The sequence below is a fragment of the Aureibaculum marinum genome, assembly GCF_003813905.1.
Classification (GTDB): Bacteria; Bacteroidota; Bacteroidia; order Flavobacteriales; family Flavobacteriaceae; genus Aureibaculum; species Aureibaculum marinum.
Genome location: NZ_RPFJ01000011.1, coordinates 303,032 through 319,160, shown reverse-complemented (window position 1 = coordinate 319,160; position 16,129 = coordinate 303,032). Strand labels below are relative to the sequence as shown.

Genomic DNA, 16,129 nt, shown 5'->3' with positions numbered 1-16,129 from the left:
AATTTAGTTATAACAATATTTTAATACTATTTTTTACATTCGTTTACATTCCTCTACTATCTTTGTTATAGTTAGTTTAAATTAAAAATAAAAACAAATGAGTACGTTAAAAAACAAGGTAGTATATATTACAGGCGGAACAAAAGGAATAGGTTATGGTGTAGCCAAATGTTTAGTTGATGCTGGTATGCGAGTAGCTATAAGTGGAAGAAACTTAGAGGCTGCAGAAAAATCAGCAAGAACATTAGGTGACAAAGACCAAGTATTGGCATTAGAATCTAATGTAACCAACTTAGAAAATGAAAAAAATGCTGTTGCAAAAATTATTGAAAAATGGGGTCAATTAGATGTTGTTTTAGCAAATGCAGGCATCGGAAAATTTGCTCCGGTAGATGAACTTACAACATCTGATTGGAATGCTATGATAGACACCAACCTTACAGGAGCATTTTTTACATTAAAAGCAGGTGTAGAAGCATTAAAAAAATCAGAAGGGTATTATATCACTCTTGCCAGTTTAGCAGGTACTAATTTTTTTGCACAAGGAGCCGGCTATAATGCTTCAAAATTTGGATTAGTAGGTTTTACACAAGCAGCCATGTTAGACTTACGTAAATATGGCATTAAAGTTTCTACGATTATGCCAGGTTCTGTAGCTACTTATTTTAATAACAATATACCTGATGATAGCGATGCTTGGAAAATACAACCAGAAGATATTGGCAAGTTGGTAGTGGATTTATTAACCATGCATCCACGTACCTTACCAAGTAAAATTGAAGTTAGACCATCACGACCAGATCTAAAATAAACTACAATAAAAAAGAGGGCTTATAAAATAAGCCCTCTTTCTTAATTAAAATAACAGGAAACATTACACTCCATCACCTAATTTGTGATGTTCGTCAATTAATGGTCCACCTTCCAAAATTTGTTCGGAAGCTTCATTTGCAAATTTTTCGAAATTCAAATGGAATGAGTGTGCTAAGTTTATTGCTTTGCTAACATATCCACCTTTTTGTAACCAAGTATTAATTGGATCTAAAATTTCTACAGGTACATTTGGACAATATTTAGGCATATACAATCCAAAAATTGGATGTTGATGATATTCTACATTCTCTAATTCGCCTTTTAAAATAGCAGCAATCATTGCTCTTGTATATTTTAATTTAATACGAGAACCTACTCCGTAAGGTCCGCCAGACCATCCTGTATTAATTAACCATACATTTACACCAGCATCTTTCATTTTTTTGCTTAACATTTCAGCATATACAGTTGGATGTAAAGGCATAAAAGGAGCTCCAAAACAAGCTGAGAATGATGGTACTGGTTCAGTTACACCTGCTTCAGTACCTGCTACTTTAGCAGTATAACCAGAAATAAAGTGATATGCAGCCTGACCTGGAGTTAATTTAGAAACTGGAGGTAATACACCAAAAGCATCAGCTGTTAAAAAGAAAATATTTTTAGGATTTTGAGCTACTGATGGTACTTGAATGTTATCAATATGATAAATAGGATAACTTACACGTGTATTTTGAGTAATTGAACCGTCTAAATAATCAACTTCTTTAGTTCCTTCTTTAAACACCACATTTTCCAATAATGCACCCGGTTTAACAGCGTTAAAGATATCTGGTTCTTTTTCTTCTGATAAGTCAATTACTTTAGCATAACAACCTCCTTCGAAGTTAAAAATATTATTTTCTTCAGTCCATCCATGCTCATCATCACCAATTAATTTACGTTCTGGATCAGCAGATAATGTGGTTTTACCAGTACCAGACAATCCAAAATAAATTGCTGTATCCCCATCAGGACCTACATTAGCAGAACAGTGCATTGGCAATACATTTTTGTCTGTAGGTAAAATCATATTTAAGGCAGAGAAAATACCTTTTTTAATTTCTCCAGTATAAGCAGAACCACCAACCAATGCTATTTTTTTAGTAAAATTTAAAATAGAAAAGTTACCTTGACGGATACCATATGCTTTTGGATCTGGACACTCATATCCTGGAGCACAAAGTACCAACCATTCTTCTTCAAAGTTTTCTAACTCTTGTTCTTCAAGACGTAAAAACATATTAAAAACAAACATATTAGACCAAGCATACTCAGTAACTGTTCTAACATTCATTTTATATTTAGGATCAGCACAAACAGCGGCATCCCTCACATAAATTTCTTTTCCTGAAAGATATTTTACAACTTCTGCTTCCAGTTTATCAAAATTTTCTGGAGAAACTGGTTTATTCACATTACCCCACCAAACTCTATCTTTAGTATAATCGTCTTTTACAATAAATCTATCTTGAGGAGATCTACCTGTAAATTTACCAGTATTAATGGCTAATGTACCATTATCAGTCTCTACACCACCTTCTTTTTCTACTGCAATTTTCTGTAACTCTTCTGGAGATAAGTTCCAATGATAAGTGACATCATTTAATCCATACTTTTCTAAATTTAAATCTTTTTTCATATTTGTTAAATTTTCCATATTATTCTAATTTAAAGTTTTTTCCTGTTGATTTTAATATTAATTTTAATTAAATGATTTCGTTGTCTAAATACCTATTGGCTAACCTCTTAATTCATGTACAAAGATAAATCAGGAAACAAGTAATAATCATGATATTTATCATATGATTTAAACTAAATTTTCCTTAAATTTTTACGAAAACGTTTGATTTATCAACTATTTCAAGAAGATGTGTTGGTAACAATTTTTCTTCCCAAGGATGTTTACCTCCAAACGTATGATTAGCATTTTTAACCAAATACAATTCACTAGTTTTACACCAAGAATTTAAATTTTCTGCTTCATTTAATGGGACAGTTTCGTCATTGGTTCCATGGATAATCAAATATGGAATTTTTAAATTCTCTACTGCGGTTTTAATATACAACCTTTTTTTATTTTCTAAAAAATTCTCATAAAATTGATAATAATGTGGCAATTGTTGTTTGGTTCTGGAATTTTCGATATAAGAAACACCCTGTTTTTTCCACATTTCTAGAAGTTCACCTGTTGGAAAGCGAGATCCATAATCAGAAACTCCAGCCCAAGTAATTACTTTGGTAATGCGACTATCTTCATAGGCTTTAATGGTTACAATACCGCCCCCTCTAGAGTGTCCTATTAAAGTAATATTAGAAATGTCCACTTCATTTGTATAGGTATTTTCATCTGAAATCCAATCAATAACCGATTCTAAATCATCTAATTCTTTTATAAAATTATTTTGACCAAATGCCTCTAAATCCGGAAAATCAATTGGTTGCTCTACCGTACCTCCATTATGTGAAAAATTAAACTTTATAAAAAAGATGTTGTTTTTGGCAAATTTTTCTGCTACTAAATCCCAACAGCCCCAATCTTTAAATCCTTTATAGCCATGAGCAAAAATTACTATTGGTTTTGAGTCATTGTTTTCTTGATAAAAAACATCTGTTAATATGGGTTTTTGGTGCTTGCCTACGAGTTGAATATTCCTTTTGATTGTCATAATATAAATGGTGATTCTTTTTCTATTATAGGAGTGTTAACATCAAAAATTTCTAATAAAAGATGATCTAACTCCGTTTTAAAATTGTCAATATCTTCTTGAGTTACTAGCGACTTATTTACTTTTAAAAATCCTGATTTTAAATTTTTAAATGATATAATACCACTTTCTAAAGGTTGGTTATTTAAATTTAAATGGTTTGATTCAGCATACAATAAGGCATAAAAAAGTACTTGAAAAGCTTTACTGTAATGCTTATAATCTTTGGTAATTAAGGTCCAATCTTTAATATTTAAATCTGTTTGTGTAACCTTTCCCGTTTTGTAATCAATTATTCTTTTGGTTCCATTAAGCTCATCAATTCTATCTGCTTCACCAATTAATTGAATAGGAAAATCAATTCCTTCAACGTTTATTTTTAAGTCTAATTTTTTCTCTAAAGCTAAAATTTTAATCGAATTGCCTTGTTTTACAAGATGCAACTCTTGATTTAAAAAATTACGCACAAACTGTTGGGCAACATTATATACCAATAAATTTTTACCTGTTGCTATATTTCCGTTTCGGTACACTTCTGTAAACCATTTTTTAACTTCTGAGGCTACATTTGCTTTCATCTCAATTAATGCCTGCTCAGTTAAAATTCGATCAATATAAGGCTTATAAAAAGCTTCTAAGGTTTTATGAATGATGGTTCCTAACGTATTTGACGCTATTGTTTCTTCCACTTCATCAATTTCTCTAATTTTAAGGATTTTTTGATTGTAAAATTCTAAAGGATTTAGAATATAATTGGTTAATGTGGATGGTGAGAATCCTTTTTCAGCCAACTGTTTCAGCTCATTATTTACAAATTCGTTTTTAGGAATTTCTTTAAGGTTTATATTAGTTTTGGTAACCTCCGGACCAACTACTATTTTTTTAATTTCGTCTTGTTTAAAAATTTCCAATTGTGTTAAAAAGCGGCTTTGCTCTCCAGAACCATAACTGTCTGCCTCAGTATTATAAAGAGCATAAACATTTTCTGCCCGTTGTATTAGTCTAAAAAAGTGATATGCAAATATGGCATCCTTTTCTTTATATGTTGGTATACCAACTTCTCTTTTTACATCAAAAGGTATAAATGAATTATCAGATTTCCCGGCAGGCAAAATACCCTCATTTACTGAAGTAATAATAATGTTTTTAAAATCGAGCACACGAGTTTCTAAAACACCCATAATTTGTAATCCTACTAATGGCTCTCCTTTAAAAGATAATTTTTCAGTCTTTAGCAACTGATTGTAAAATATAGTTAAGGTTTTAATATCTTGAATATGCCCAAATTTTTGATTCAGGTTAAGTAACTCTTTAAAAATGGTATAAAAGCGGAATAAATATTCTTTTTCAAGTTTACTTAAATGCGTATCTTCCTTAATCAATTCAATAAAACGAATACAATTTTTTATGGCTAAAAACGAATCGTTTTCCCAATTCTCAAAAAGAAAAGAAAGTGTACTAAATGTTTTATCAAAATCTGATAGCCTTAGCAAGGCATTTTTAGTAATATAAGTAAAGTTGTTTTTAGCAATACTATGTAACAAACCATCAATACTCGTAGCATCTTTAAAAAATGCCTTGAATTGAGGATGATTTAATAGAGCTAATAATTCTTTATAATAAAAAGCTCCGTTTTTTTGATGAATTTGAAGTTTAAATAAATATTCAAAAATAGTACCTAAAGGAATATTTTTAAGCTCATAACCCATGGTAATATTTACATTTGCTACTTCACTAGGCAAAGAATTTAAGGTTGCCGATAACAACGATTCTTCAGATAAAACAAGAGCGGTATCAGAAAAATTTTGGGTTTCATTGGCTATATCTTTCAAAATTTCTCCGGCATATTTTAGTTGAGAAATATCTTTAGGCGTTCCAATAATGGTAATATTCTTTTTTTCTAAAAAGTTGTTTGTAGCCCATTTAAAAGTATTAGTATTAAAATAATTCCATTTGGTTTTATACTTAGTTATAAACGTTGCTACTTGTGGATTATTTTTTATGTAATACGCATCAATATCCCAATAAACGGTGGCCAACTCATTATCTAGTAAATCTTGAAAGATGGTTTCTTCGGCTTCATTCAATGCATTAAAACCTACTAAAACAATGTTGTCTGTAGTATTATTAATATACAACTGAATATTGGCTACAGCTTCTCTATATTGCATGCCTTGATAGCCTACTTTGTTTTTTAACAAATGTGTATAAAGAGCAGTATAATAGGTTTCGAAATTTTCATAAAACTTTACTTGTTTAGAGATTAAATCGGTTATTTCTTCTCCTTTAAGTAGTGTTTCAAGTCTTTTAATATCTGTTAGGTAAGAAAAAAGGTAATTGGCATCAACCAAATGCCTATCTATTTCGTTAAAATCTTGTAACAAAAGTGGTGCCCATTTGATAAAGTTTTCAAAAGAGTCTACTGCGTCTTTTGGAGTTAACTTTTTATAGATGGTGTAAAATTCAAATAAAAGCGTAGTGCTGTCAATAGCACTAATATTGGATAGATTTTCTATAAACTCTTCAATACTTATTACTTTAGGAAGAATAGTAGTACTAGATAATTCTACTTTAATAATGTTTTTTAAAAAAATACCTGCCCTTTTACTAGGCAATACAAAAGTTAACTGTTCAGGATTAGAATTTTTATTAAAAACATCTTTTACAACATCAATTAAAAAGCTTTGCATAAAATAGTATTTAACACAAAGTTACAAAGAACAGATGTAACATATTTGCATATAGATAAAATTCTATTTCATAAAAAAAAGCCATCTCGTTTATTCGAGATGGCTTTAATATGGTTAATTAGTTTAACTATATATTAGTTAGCTAATTTAATATCAACTCTTCTGTTTTCAGCTCTACCTCTTCTTGTATTATTAGAAGAAATTGGTCTAGATTCACCGTAACCTTTAGAAGTTAATCTATCAGCAGCGATACCTTTTCCTAATAAATAATCCATTACAGCTTTAGCTCTTTCTTCAGATAATTTTTGATTTAATTTATCAGAACCTGAACTATCAGTATGACCTTCGATATGGAAGTTAGAATCTTTATATTCTTTCATAATATCAGCAATAAGGTCTAATTTTTCAGCAACACCTGGTTGGAAAGAAGATCTACCTGTATTGAAGTAAATATTCTTAGCGAACTCATCTAATTGTTTTTTAGCTTCAACAGTAATTACTTTTTCTGGACAACCTTGGTTAGAAGCAGGTCCTGCTTCGTTTGGACAGTTATCATCTTTGTCAAAAACACCATCGTTATCAGAATCTGGCCAAGGACAACCTTTATTTTCTTTTGGACCAGCAACATCTTTACACTCATCATCTTTGTCATATACACCGTCACCATCAGCATCAGGACAACCGTTATTAGCAGCTGTACCAGCATCATTTGGACATTGGTCATCTTTATCAGCAACACCGTCACCATCAGCATCAGGACAACCATTTAAAGCAGCTAAACCAGCAACTTCAGGACAAGCATCATCAGAATCTTTTATTCCGTCACCGTCAGTATCAGGACAACCGTTGAAAGCTTCTAAACCGAAAACTTCTGGACACTCATCATCTTTATCATAAACACCGTCACCATCAGTATCTTTTCCACCAAATCTGATTGATAATCCAGCAGCATGTTGGAAATGAGGCATTACATTATCTTCATCAAATGAATGTTTGTAAGCAGTTTGTACATTAATACCAATAAAGTCATTAAACCAAAAGTTAACACCAATACCTCCATTAGCAGTTCCAGCACTATTGTCATCTATAAATTGATAACCTCCACCAAAGTGTACATATGGATCAAACCATTTTTTACCACCCCAAAGGTTATTTAATGCATATCTAACATCTAAATCTGCACCAATATAAGATAAGTCACTTACAGAATTATCTCCTACTTTTTCAATTTTGTTTAACGAACCTGCTAAACCTAAAGAAAAACCACTGCCTAAATATCTACCAACTCTTAGTCTCGAAATTGAAGGAATAATATTATAATGGTCATCAGCGTTTACAAACTCATCGAACCATCCACCCATTCCAGATTGATTTGTTGGATAGAAATCAACTGCATTTGCACCGATATCTATAGACCATGGATTGTTTTCGTCTTGTGCATTCATGCTTATTCCAGCACAAAGAGCAACTACGAATAAAACTTTTCTTAAATGTTTCATTTTAATTAATTTAAATTATTGTTTCTGTTTTTAAATTTTGTGCAAATATACGAAATATAGTGTATTTGCAACTTTTTCACATTATTATTTTTAGAATTGTAATATGTTTGGTTAAATATTTGCCAATATTATAATGTTAATAAAAAGTAGCTCTATTGTCTTCAATATCACTAAACTTTTTAAGTACACTATAAACTTTAGATGCTTTGGTTCTATTTGTATTTTTTACTGCAGTTATTGAACTTGCGTAATTTTCTAATGGTTTAGGACTGTCTTTCTTAGTGATTATTGCCGCAAAAACACCGTTACGGGTATCTATACCTGAGTATAATTTGTTTTCATCTAAATATACTAAAACAGCAACTATTTCTTCAGCTCTTCCAATACCAGGTAATATTGGACTACCTAATGATACCGCTTTAGAAGTTTGCACAGTAGTATTAAATACTTTTGCAATATCTTGCAAATTATCACCCTTCATTTTCTCTTTTATTAATTTACTTTTCTTCTCATTAAGTAATTTAGCTCTTAATGTTGCTTTAGCTGTACCTAATACATTTAATCCTTTTTCGTGTTTTGCTGTTAATTTAGCAACAACATAACCGTCTTCAATATCAAAACGTTTTATATCATCTACATCAGTATCAGAACTAAAAGCCCAAGTAACAATTTGTCTTTGATTACTTAAATTTGAAACTCTTTCATCCATAGCCTTTAAACCAACTACTGGCTGAAGAGTTAACCCTTCTTCTTTTGCTAAATCTTCAATATCCTTTCCTTCAGTTAGTTGAGAAGCAAATGTTTCTGCTTTTTGATAAACATTACTTTCAGTTTCATCAGATGCTACAATAGCTCTTGCAAATGTTGCTAGTTTAACATTTTTTTGAATATTTTTTTGATTTTGAATATCTATAATGTGGAATCCAAATTGAGATTTTACTACTCCCATATCTCCAACTTTATTTTCAAAAGTATAATCTCTAAATTCAGGCACCATTGTTTGGTAAACAAACCAATCTAAATCTCCTCCTTTTACTCCACTACTTTTATCACTAGACATTGTTTTTGCAATTTCTGCAAATTGAGATTTATCTTTTTTAAGAACAGTTAAAAGACTATCTGCTTTTTCTTTAGCCTGAGCTTCTGTTTCCATAACAGAAGGATCATTGGTTGAACCAATAAACGGAATTAAAATATGACGAGCTTTAACTGAATCAGGTAATTGTTTAACAGCTACTAATTTTGTAACCTTGTAATAATTACCCTCTTTATAAGGACCATAAACATCACCAACATTCATTTTAAAAATAGTATCTGCTAATATTGGACTAACTTTAGATTTGTTATAATAGTTATTATCCAAAGGAATATCTGAAGGGTTATTTCTAAAAAAGTCCTCTACATCTTCAGTATTAGCCAAACCTTCAATTTTTACATTACCTTTAGCCGCTGTACTGTATTCTTCTCTATCTTCAATAATGCTTTCTACTTCTTTTTTTATTTCAGCTTCATCTTCAGGAGATGCCTTAATATCAAATTTTACAAAACTAATATCACGAGAAGCTTCAGCTTTATAATCATTAGGATGATTTTTCACATACTCTTCTATTTCTTTATCTGTAACAGAGACTAAACTATCTGCAATAAAAGTATTAGGCACATAAACATACTCTAAATCAAGTTTTGTGTTGTTAGCCATGTAATAACGCTCACCTTCTTTAAAAGTAGCTCCTAATCCGGCTGTTACAAGGTTATTATATGTTCTTAGTTCTAAACTATTTTTAATATTTCTTTCATAATCTAACCAACTTAACCAAGCTTGTCTGCTACTTTCATCATCATTTTTAGCATCATTTAAAGTGGCAATATGTTCCTTAAATTTATCTTCATCAAAAAGACCAACTTCATTTTTAAATTGAGGATTTTCTTGTACCCAAGGTTGTTTTAAAATTTCATCCCAAACATCTTTTTCACCAACAGTAACTCCAGATTTTTCTAATTGAGCTTTATAGATTTTTTGACGCAACAAATTTTCCCATGCCATATTTACATATTGCATTTGACTTCCTCTACCTCCAGATAATGTTTTTTGTTGTTCTACCATCTGTACAAACTCTTCACGACCTATGTTTTCTCCATTAACTTCACCAATTGAATTTGATTGACTTCCAAATCCACCTCTAGTAAAAACATCACCAATTACAAAAGAGAATAATGCTAATGCAATTATGATAATTAAGAATAATGAACGCTCTCTAATTTTAGATAAAATTGCCATTTTTATTTATGTATATGTTTAGATTATGATTTTAATTACTTAAAGCACTGAATTAAAAGAACAAGGGTTAATTTAAATTCAGTCCGCGAAAATACAAAAAAATTAAAAGATTGATGAAGTAAAAAGCTAAATTATTTGATATAACCAAGGTTGCTAGTCTTCTTTAAATACTCGTTTAACATAAACATGCTCAATTTTTGATGAAGAAACTTCAAGAATTGTGAATTGATAATTATCAATTTCTATTACTTCATTTTTTTGAGGAATGTTTTCTGTAGTAGCTACAATTAACCCGCCAAGAGTTTCATATGCATCATCTTCTGGTAGTGTTAGGTGATACGTTTCATTTATATAATCTACTTCTAATCGGGCAGAAAATTCAAATTCTCTATCATTAATCTTTTTTTCTAAAAGTTCTATAGTATCGTGCTCATCTTCAATATCTCCAAACAATTCTTCAATAATATCTTCAATAGTTATTAGTCCAGAAGTACCACCATACTCATCAATAACTACAGCTACACTTTTTTGCTTTTTAGTTAAATCATTTAAAATATTATTAATCATCATTGTTTCTGGAACCGTTTCTATTGGTAACAATATTGAACGTATAGTTTTAGGATTTTGAAACAATTCAAAAGCATGAATATAACCTATAACATCATCTAAAGATTCTTTATAAACCATTATTTTTGAGAGCCCAGTTTCTACAAAAAGTGTTTTTAAGTTTTTTATACTATCATTTACATCAATTGCAACAATATCAGTTCGGGGAATCATCGCATCTCTAGCTCTAACATTATGAAACTCTAGTGCATTCTGAAAAATTTGAATTTCAGAATCTACTTCTTCATCAGAAATTTCTAATTGCTCACTAATATAATCACCTAATTCTGCTTTAGTAAATGCGAGTTGTACTTCATCTTCTGACGACTTAAAAAATACCCGAAGCATAAAATCAGATATCATCATAATAAAACTAGAAATGAAATAAAACAGCAAAAAGAATATGTAAGCAGGAATGGCAAATATTTTTAGTGTTTCATTAGCATATACTCTAAAAATTGCTTTTGGAATAAACTCTGCACTTACCAATATTATTAATGTAGAAATAAGAGTTTGTACTAGTAAAATAACAAAATCGTTGTACAAATATGGCAAAAGATAAGGCATTAATAATTCACCCATAAAGTAACCATATATTACTAGAGTTATATTATTACCCACCAACATTGTGGTAATAAACTTAGAAGGATTCTCTGTTAACTTTGTCAACACCCTAGATAAAAAAGAATCTTTCTTTTTTTCTAATTCAATGTGCATTTTATTTGCCGAAACAAAAGCAATTTCCATTCCGGAAAAGAATGCGGACATTAATATTGAAAGGATTATAATAACAATTTGCAGCTCCAAATTACAGCTTATTTAGTTTGATTATTTTTATTTTGACTATTTCTAGCTTCAAATTTTCTTCTAAAATGTCTTTTAAAAAAGAACATAAATACAGCTAGCACAGAAAAAGCAATTAAAAAATATGAATTATTTCTTTCTCCAGGTTGATTGAACCTATAAATTCCATCAACTAATAAAACTATACCTATTATCAAATATCCAAATTCAAAAAAGAGTTTTAATTTTTTCATTGTTTTATATTATTGCTCCTAAATCCACTTTGCTTTTTTTAAGGTTCATATACCTTATAAGAGCCCTTTTAAAAATGCGAAAGGATTTTACTTTTTTTTAAACGTTTTTTTAAGCTTTTTTGTTATCTCTAAATAACATATTTCTGCTACTTTAAGGTGTCAGATTCTATTATGTTATTTTCTTTTACATACACTACTCCTCCTTGATTATAGGTAATTACTTTTGTTAAATCTTCTTTAGACTCAAACCCCGAACCTTTTAACGTATCTAATTTTCTGTAAAACCTAAATGCTTTTTCAGTATAAACATAATGTGTATTCTGATCCCAGAAAAGTTGATCTGTATATAATCTACTTTTGTCTTTATGATTAATTACCACAACATCTCCTTTTACTTCAGAAATTTTAGTTTTCGTGTATGTTTTGGCATAATTACCCATTAATGTAACAGAATCTCCATTTATATCATAACTAGTTACCTCTAACCCTTCAGGAAACTCTTGATATGGATGTTCAGTTCTATTTCCAAAATCATTAACTAAAGGAGTTACAAGTTTTGTTTTAACCCTACCTGAATCGGTATGAATTAAATGAACATCATAAGCCACACCAATAGGCATATTTTTTTCAGCTAAAAAATCTTGTACTTCTTTAATATCATTACCACACGAAAAAAGTAATGTTACTAATGTAATAGAAGTAAAATACTTTACAACTTGATATATATACTTAATCATGTTACAAATTTACGGAATATTAACGTTCTGAAATCAAGGAAATTTAAAAGACTTTATTATTTTAATTCATGTAAGGGTAATACACAGCGATTTCATTAATCAAACAATTAATTTTTAATAAATATCTCTTATTTTTCGTCTTATTAATAATACTAACAGTTGTATACAGCTTTTAGATAAAGTATCAATTAAAAAAAGCACCTTGAGCAATTAATTGCTCAAGGTGCTTTTTTTAATATTTTATATTTCTATAACGCTATGGAATTCTAACGGTTGTATTAATCCAACATCCAATTTTATAAGGAGTTCCAGATTTTTTACCTTCATTAAAAATTAATTTGGTCGAAGGTACATGTTTTAAATAACCATTCATAGATCTTTTTGCCTTTGTAGCAATACCAGGATCTACAGATTTTGCTTTAGCTGCCATATTAGCTGCTGCTACATACACCATTCTTTTCTCAAATTCATTGGTACCGCAACTGTTCGCACTACTACCATATAATCCTGCAATAAACAAGTAAGCATCTCCGTAACTAGGTCTTTCTTTTATAGCTTTGTATGCGAAACTTCTTGCCAAAGATTTGTTGCTATATCTATACTGACTTGCTATACCTAACAATAATTTGGCTTTTTTAAACGGATCTGTTTCTAAATCTATTGCTTTGTTTTTATATTCTAATGCTTTAGCAGACTCACCTCTATCTTCTAAGATACCTGCATAGAAAACATAGGCATTAGCTGAAGGCTCTGCATGCACCCAAGCTTCAACCATTTTAGGATAAAGATCATCTTCAGTACATTCTTTATGATACATTCTAGAAACTGCTCTTTTTAACCATTTTGCATCATTTTTATTAGCTTCAAAACTTTTATTATATAATGGAATTAATCTTTCGCAAGTAGCAACTTCTCCAAGTGTTTGATCTAAAATTGGTTCAACTTGACTTAATCCTCTAAGATTAATCGCATTATTTTTTTGTTTAATTTTTTCTCTAGAAGTTAATTGTTGCCCTAAAGAATCCTTTTCATTTAATTTATCTAGCTCAACAGTTAATCTATCCATTTTAGCATTTACACCATCTAGTACATCATCATAAGTATCAAATACTTTTTGCGGATCAGTATCTTTATTTCTTTCTGTAACTTCTTTAAAATAAAGTGCTAAATTTTTGATACTCATCTCAGCTGGATTTTCTTTAAAAGCCGCTTCAAGTTTTTCAAAAACAGCATCGTTAGATGCTCCTCTTTCTTGTAAAGAAATTGCCCAGTCACTATATACTTTAGCTGAATTTTTTGGAAAATTCTGTAATCGTTTTGTATAAATTTCGTCAATTAATTTACCTGCTGCAGCTTTATCTGCACCTTTTTCGTACATATTTTCGGCTATTTTTAAGCCATCAACATAAATATACAGCGAAGCCTTTGGGCAGTTATCATAACACCATTTCCACATATCATAAGCTCCATCATAATTACCTGCTTTTACACTTTCGTGAAAAAGAGATAAATTCTGCTTACATTTATCAGGTTCGGCACCATACTTGTCGTCTTGTGCATAAACATTGCCTAATCCCACTACCAGCAATAAGCTTAAAATTAATTTTGTAACTTTTCTTTCCATTTTAAAAGATATTAATATTCATAAATCATTTCAAAGTTTCACAAACTATTGTATAAATGTTTTGTTAAACCACTTGTCATTAAGGGTTAAACCGAGGCGAAAGTTAAAATAATTTTCTTTAATAAGCGAATTTTTTGTCTTTCCTCTTTTACCAAATTCAAAACCAAGGTTTAAATTAGATAATTGTCTACCTATTGGTAACCCTACTCCAAAAGACATGCCAAGATCATTAACTTTATCATTATTTATAACTAACCCTGTCTGTTTAACAGTAAACCCCGCCCTATAAGTAATTCGTTTCCAGTAACTTGAAAGAGTGCTTATATTTGGAATATAATATCCTCCAACAGAAACTCTATTCTTTTTATCATAGCTTACACCAGCAGAATTAGAGAGTACGCCTTCAGTAAATTCAATTGCATCTTGAAAACTATACTCAACCCCAGCATACCACTTACCTTCTTCTCCTAAACCAACACTTAATATTGTATTTAAAGGCTTTTTCACTTCGCCGCTGAATGATTTACTAAATAAAGTATCTCTAGGACTAATTGTTCCATCACCTGTATTTAACAAGGAAAATAAAACTTCATCACCATCATCTGATAAGTTATTTTCTAACTGAAAAACAGCTCCACTTTTTAAAAGTAATTTATCCGAAATTTTAGCATTGTATTGTAATCCTGCTTTAGCAGTAAAACCGCTTAACTCAGAATTAGTTCTATGCATTGTTGCTAATTGCACTTCATTTCGTCTATTTAACAATGTATTTTCAATAGATCCAAAAACATAAGCAGCTTCAAGACCAATGCTGAAATTTTTAACTACACTATATCCTAGCCCCAAAAACACCCTGTTAGTACCACCACTTCCATTAAAATAGTTAATTTCATTAAGTTCTCCTTCAGTAGTATAAAATTCTTCAGAAAGCGAATAACCAACAGTAGTATTAGGCTGTAAACCAAAGGAAAAACCTGCTTTTTGACCAATAGGCATTGCTAGAGCAAAATATGAAAGAGATGCCGTTGAGGAACTTGCCTTATTATCACCATCATTAATTTGAATGGATTTGTTTTCTCCTGCAATTGTATAGGCTGTAAATTGAAGGTGAGCTAATGCTGCAGGATTTGTAAAAGTCAATTGATATGAACTATTAAATGCTGCCCCTATTTGTCCCATACTCATTTCTTCAACTGTTTTTTGTGAAGTCTCTTCGCCAATACCAAAAAAAGAATATGGTGAAGAATTATTTTTTTGAGCAAAGCTTTGAACTGATAAAAGGATAAGTGATAATCCTATAAGTTTCTTAATCATTCGTTTAGATTGTATATCAATATGCTGTTAAGTCCTTCCAATAAAAAACTTGGAATGGCAAATATGCTACTTTTTAATTTTTTAGCCAAGAAATTTGTGTCTCCTCCTGTTAAAACTACTGTTAAATTTGGATATTTTTGTTGATATTGCGAAATAACACCGTCTATTTCTTGTACAAAACCATTTAAAACACCTGAATGGATTGAGCTATTGGTATCATTTCCTATTAATTTATATTCTGCCTGTTCTAGTAATGGTAATTTAGATGTAAATTCATGTAATGATTTATATCTCAAGTGCAATCCTGGTGAAATAGCTCCACCGAGATACTCATTTTTATTATTTATAAAATCATATGTAATGCATGTACCTGAATCAATTATCAATACATTATTATTTGGATATTGATAAGCAGCAGCACTAGCCAAAGCAACTCTATCTACACCCAATGTACTAGGTGTTTTATAATTATTTATAAAAGGAACCTTAGTTTGATGACTTAATTTAACAATAATATTGAACTTATACTTATCAATATTTGGTGAAAATTTAGTAACTGAGGCTAAAATGCAATTTTTTAATTGATAAGTATTGTATAATTTTTCAATATTTGATTCAATATCTACATGATCAGAAACTAAACTATTTAACAACTCATCTCCCTTAAAAACAGCCAGTTTCGTTCTAGTATTTCCAATATCAATTATTAAATTCATTTACATTTTTATGAGAATGTAAAAATACAAATAGATTTTTTATGAAATTGTTTTGATTTAGAAAAAATTTA

At 30.1% G+C, this 16,129-nt stretch carries 12 protein-coding genes; 1 reads left to right on the top strand and 11 read right to left on the bottom strand.

The genetic code is table 11. The features are described 5' to 3' along the window. The first annotated feature begins 97 nt into the window (after window positions 1-97). Window positions 98-811, top strand: a complete 714-nt coding sequence (locus EGM88_RS09900) for an SDR family oxidoreductase (protein WP_123898043.1) — start codon at window positions 98-100, stop codon at window positions 809-811. Between the two features lie 63 nt (window positions 812-874). Here EGM88_RS09900 and pckA read toward each other — a convergent pair whose 3' ends face one another. The 11 genes from pckA to EGM88_RS09845 form a co-directional block, all read right to left on the bottom strand. Then, window positions 875-2,509, bottom strand: coding sequence for a phosphoenolpyruvate carboxykinase (ATP) (gene pckA, locus EGM88_RS09895; protein ID WP_123898041.1), 1,635 nt, complete (start codon window positions 2,507-2,509; stop codon window positions 875-877). 166 nt (window positions 2,510-2,675) lie between these two features. After that, a complete protein-coding gene (locus tag EGM88_RS09890; RefSeq protein WP_123898039.1) occupies window positions 2,676-3,518 on the bottom strand; it encodes an alpha/beta hydrolase family protein in 843 nt (280 codons plus the stop codon). After that, window positions 3,515-6,247 (bottom strand): PD-(D/E)XK nuclease family protein, encoded by a 2,733-nt coding sequence (locus EGM88_RS09885; protein ID WP_123898037.1) that lies wholly within the window; start codon window positions 6,245-6,247, stop codon window positions 3,515-3,517. Before EGM88_RS09885 ends, EGM88_RS09890 begins: the two co-directional genes overlap by 4 nt. Window positions 6,248-6,381: 134 nt before the next feature. Further along, window positions 6,382-7,746 (bottom strand): OmpA family protein, encoded by a 1,365-nt coding sequence (locus tag EGM88_RS09880; RefSeq protein WP_123898035.1) that lies wholly within the window; start codon window positions 7,744-7,746, stop codon window positions 6,382-6,384. 136 nt (window positions 7,747-7,882) lie between these two features. Then, window positions 7,883-10,024, bottom strand: coding sequence for a peptidylprolyl isomerase (locus tag EGM88_RS09875; RefSeq protein ID WP_123898033.1), 2,142 nt, complete (start codon window positions 10,022-10,024; stop codon window positions 7,883-7,885). A 153-nt stretch (window positions 10,025-10,177) separates the two neighbouring features. Continuing rightward, window positions 10,178-11,437 (bottom strand): hemolysin family protein, encoded by a 1,260-nt coding sequence (locus EGM88_RS09870; RefSeq protein ID WP_123898031.1) that lies wholly within the window; start codon window positions 11,435-11,437, stop codon window positions 10,178-10,180. 8 nt (window positions 11,438-11,445) lie between these two features. Then, window positions 11,446-11,667: a hypothetical protein gene (locus EGM88_RS09865; RefSeq protein ID WP_123898029.1), complete on the bottom strand. Its 222-nt coding sequence runs from the start codon at window positions 11,665-11,667 to the stop codon at window positions 11,446-11,448. Window positions 11,668-11,813: 146 nt separating this feature from the next. Continuing rightward, window positions 11,814-12,404 (bottom strand): LPS export ABC transporter periplasmic protein LptC, encoded by a 591-nt coding sequence (gene lptC / locus EGM88_RS09860; protein WP_123898027.1) that lies wholly within the window; start codon window positions 12,402-12,404, stop codon window positions 11,814-11,816. A gap of 256 nt (window positions 12,405-12,660) precedes the next feature. Then, window positions 12,661-14,028 (bottom strand): tetratricopeptide repeat protein, encoded by a 1,368-nt coding sequence (locus tag EGM88_RS09855; protein WP_123898025.1) that lies wholly within the window; start codon window positions 14,026-14,028, stop codon window positions 12,661-12,663. Window positions 14,029-14,073: 45 nt separating this feature from the next. Beyond that, a complete protein-coding gene (locus tag EGM88_RS09850) occupies window positions 14,074-15,342 on the bottom strand; it encodes a hypothetical protein (protein ID WP_123898023.1) in 1,269 nt (422 codons plus the stop codon). Further along, window positions 15,339-16,058, bottom strand: a complete 720-nt coding sequence (locus EGM88_RS09845) for a type III pantothenate kinase (RefSeq protein ID WP_123898021.1) — start codon at window positions 16,056-16,058, stop codon at window positions 15,339-15,341. Before EGM88_RS09845 ends, EGM88_RS09850 begins: the two co-directional genes overlap by 4 nt. Window positions 16,059-16,129 lie beyond the last annotated feature (71 nt).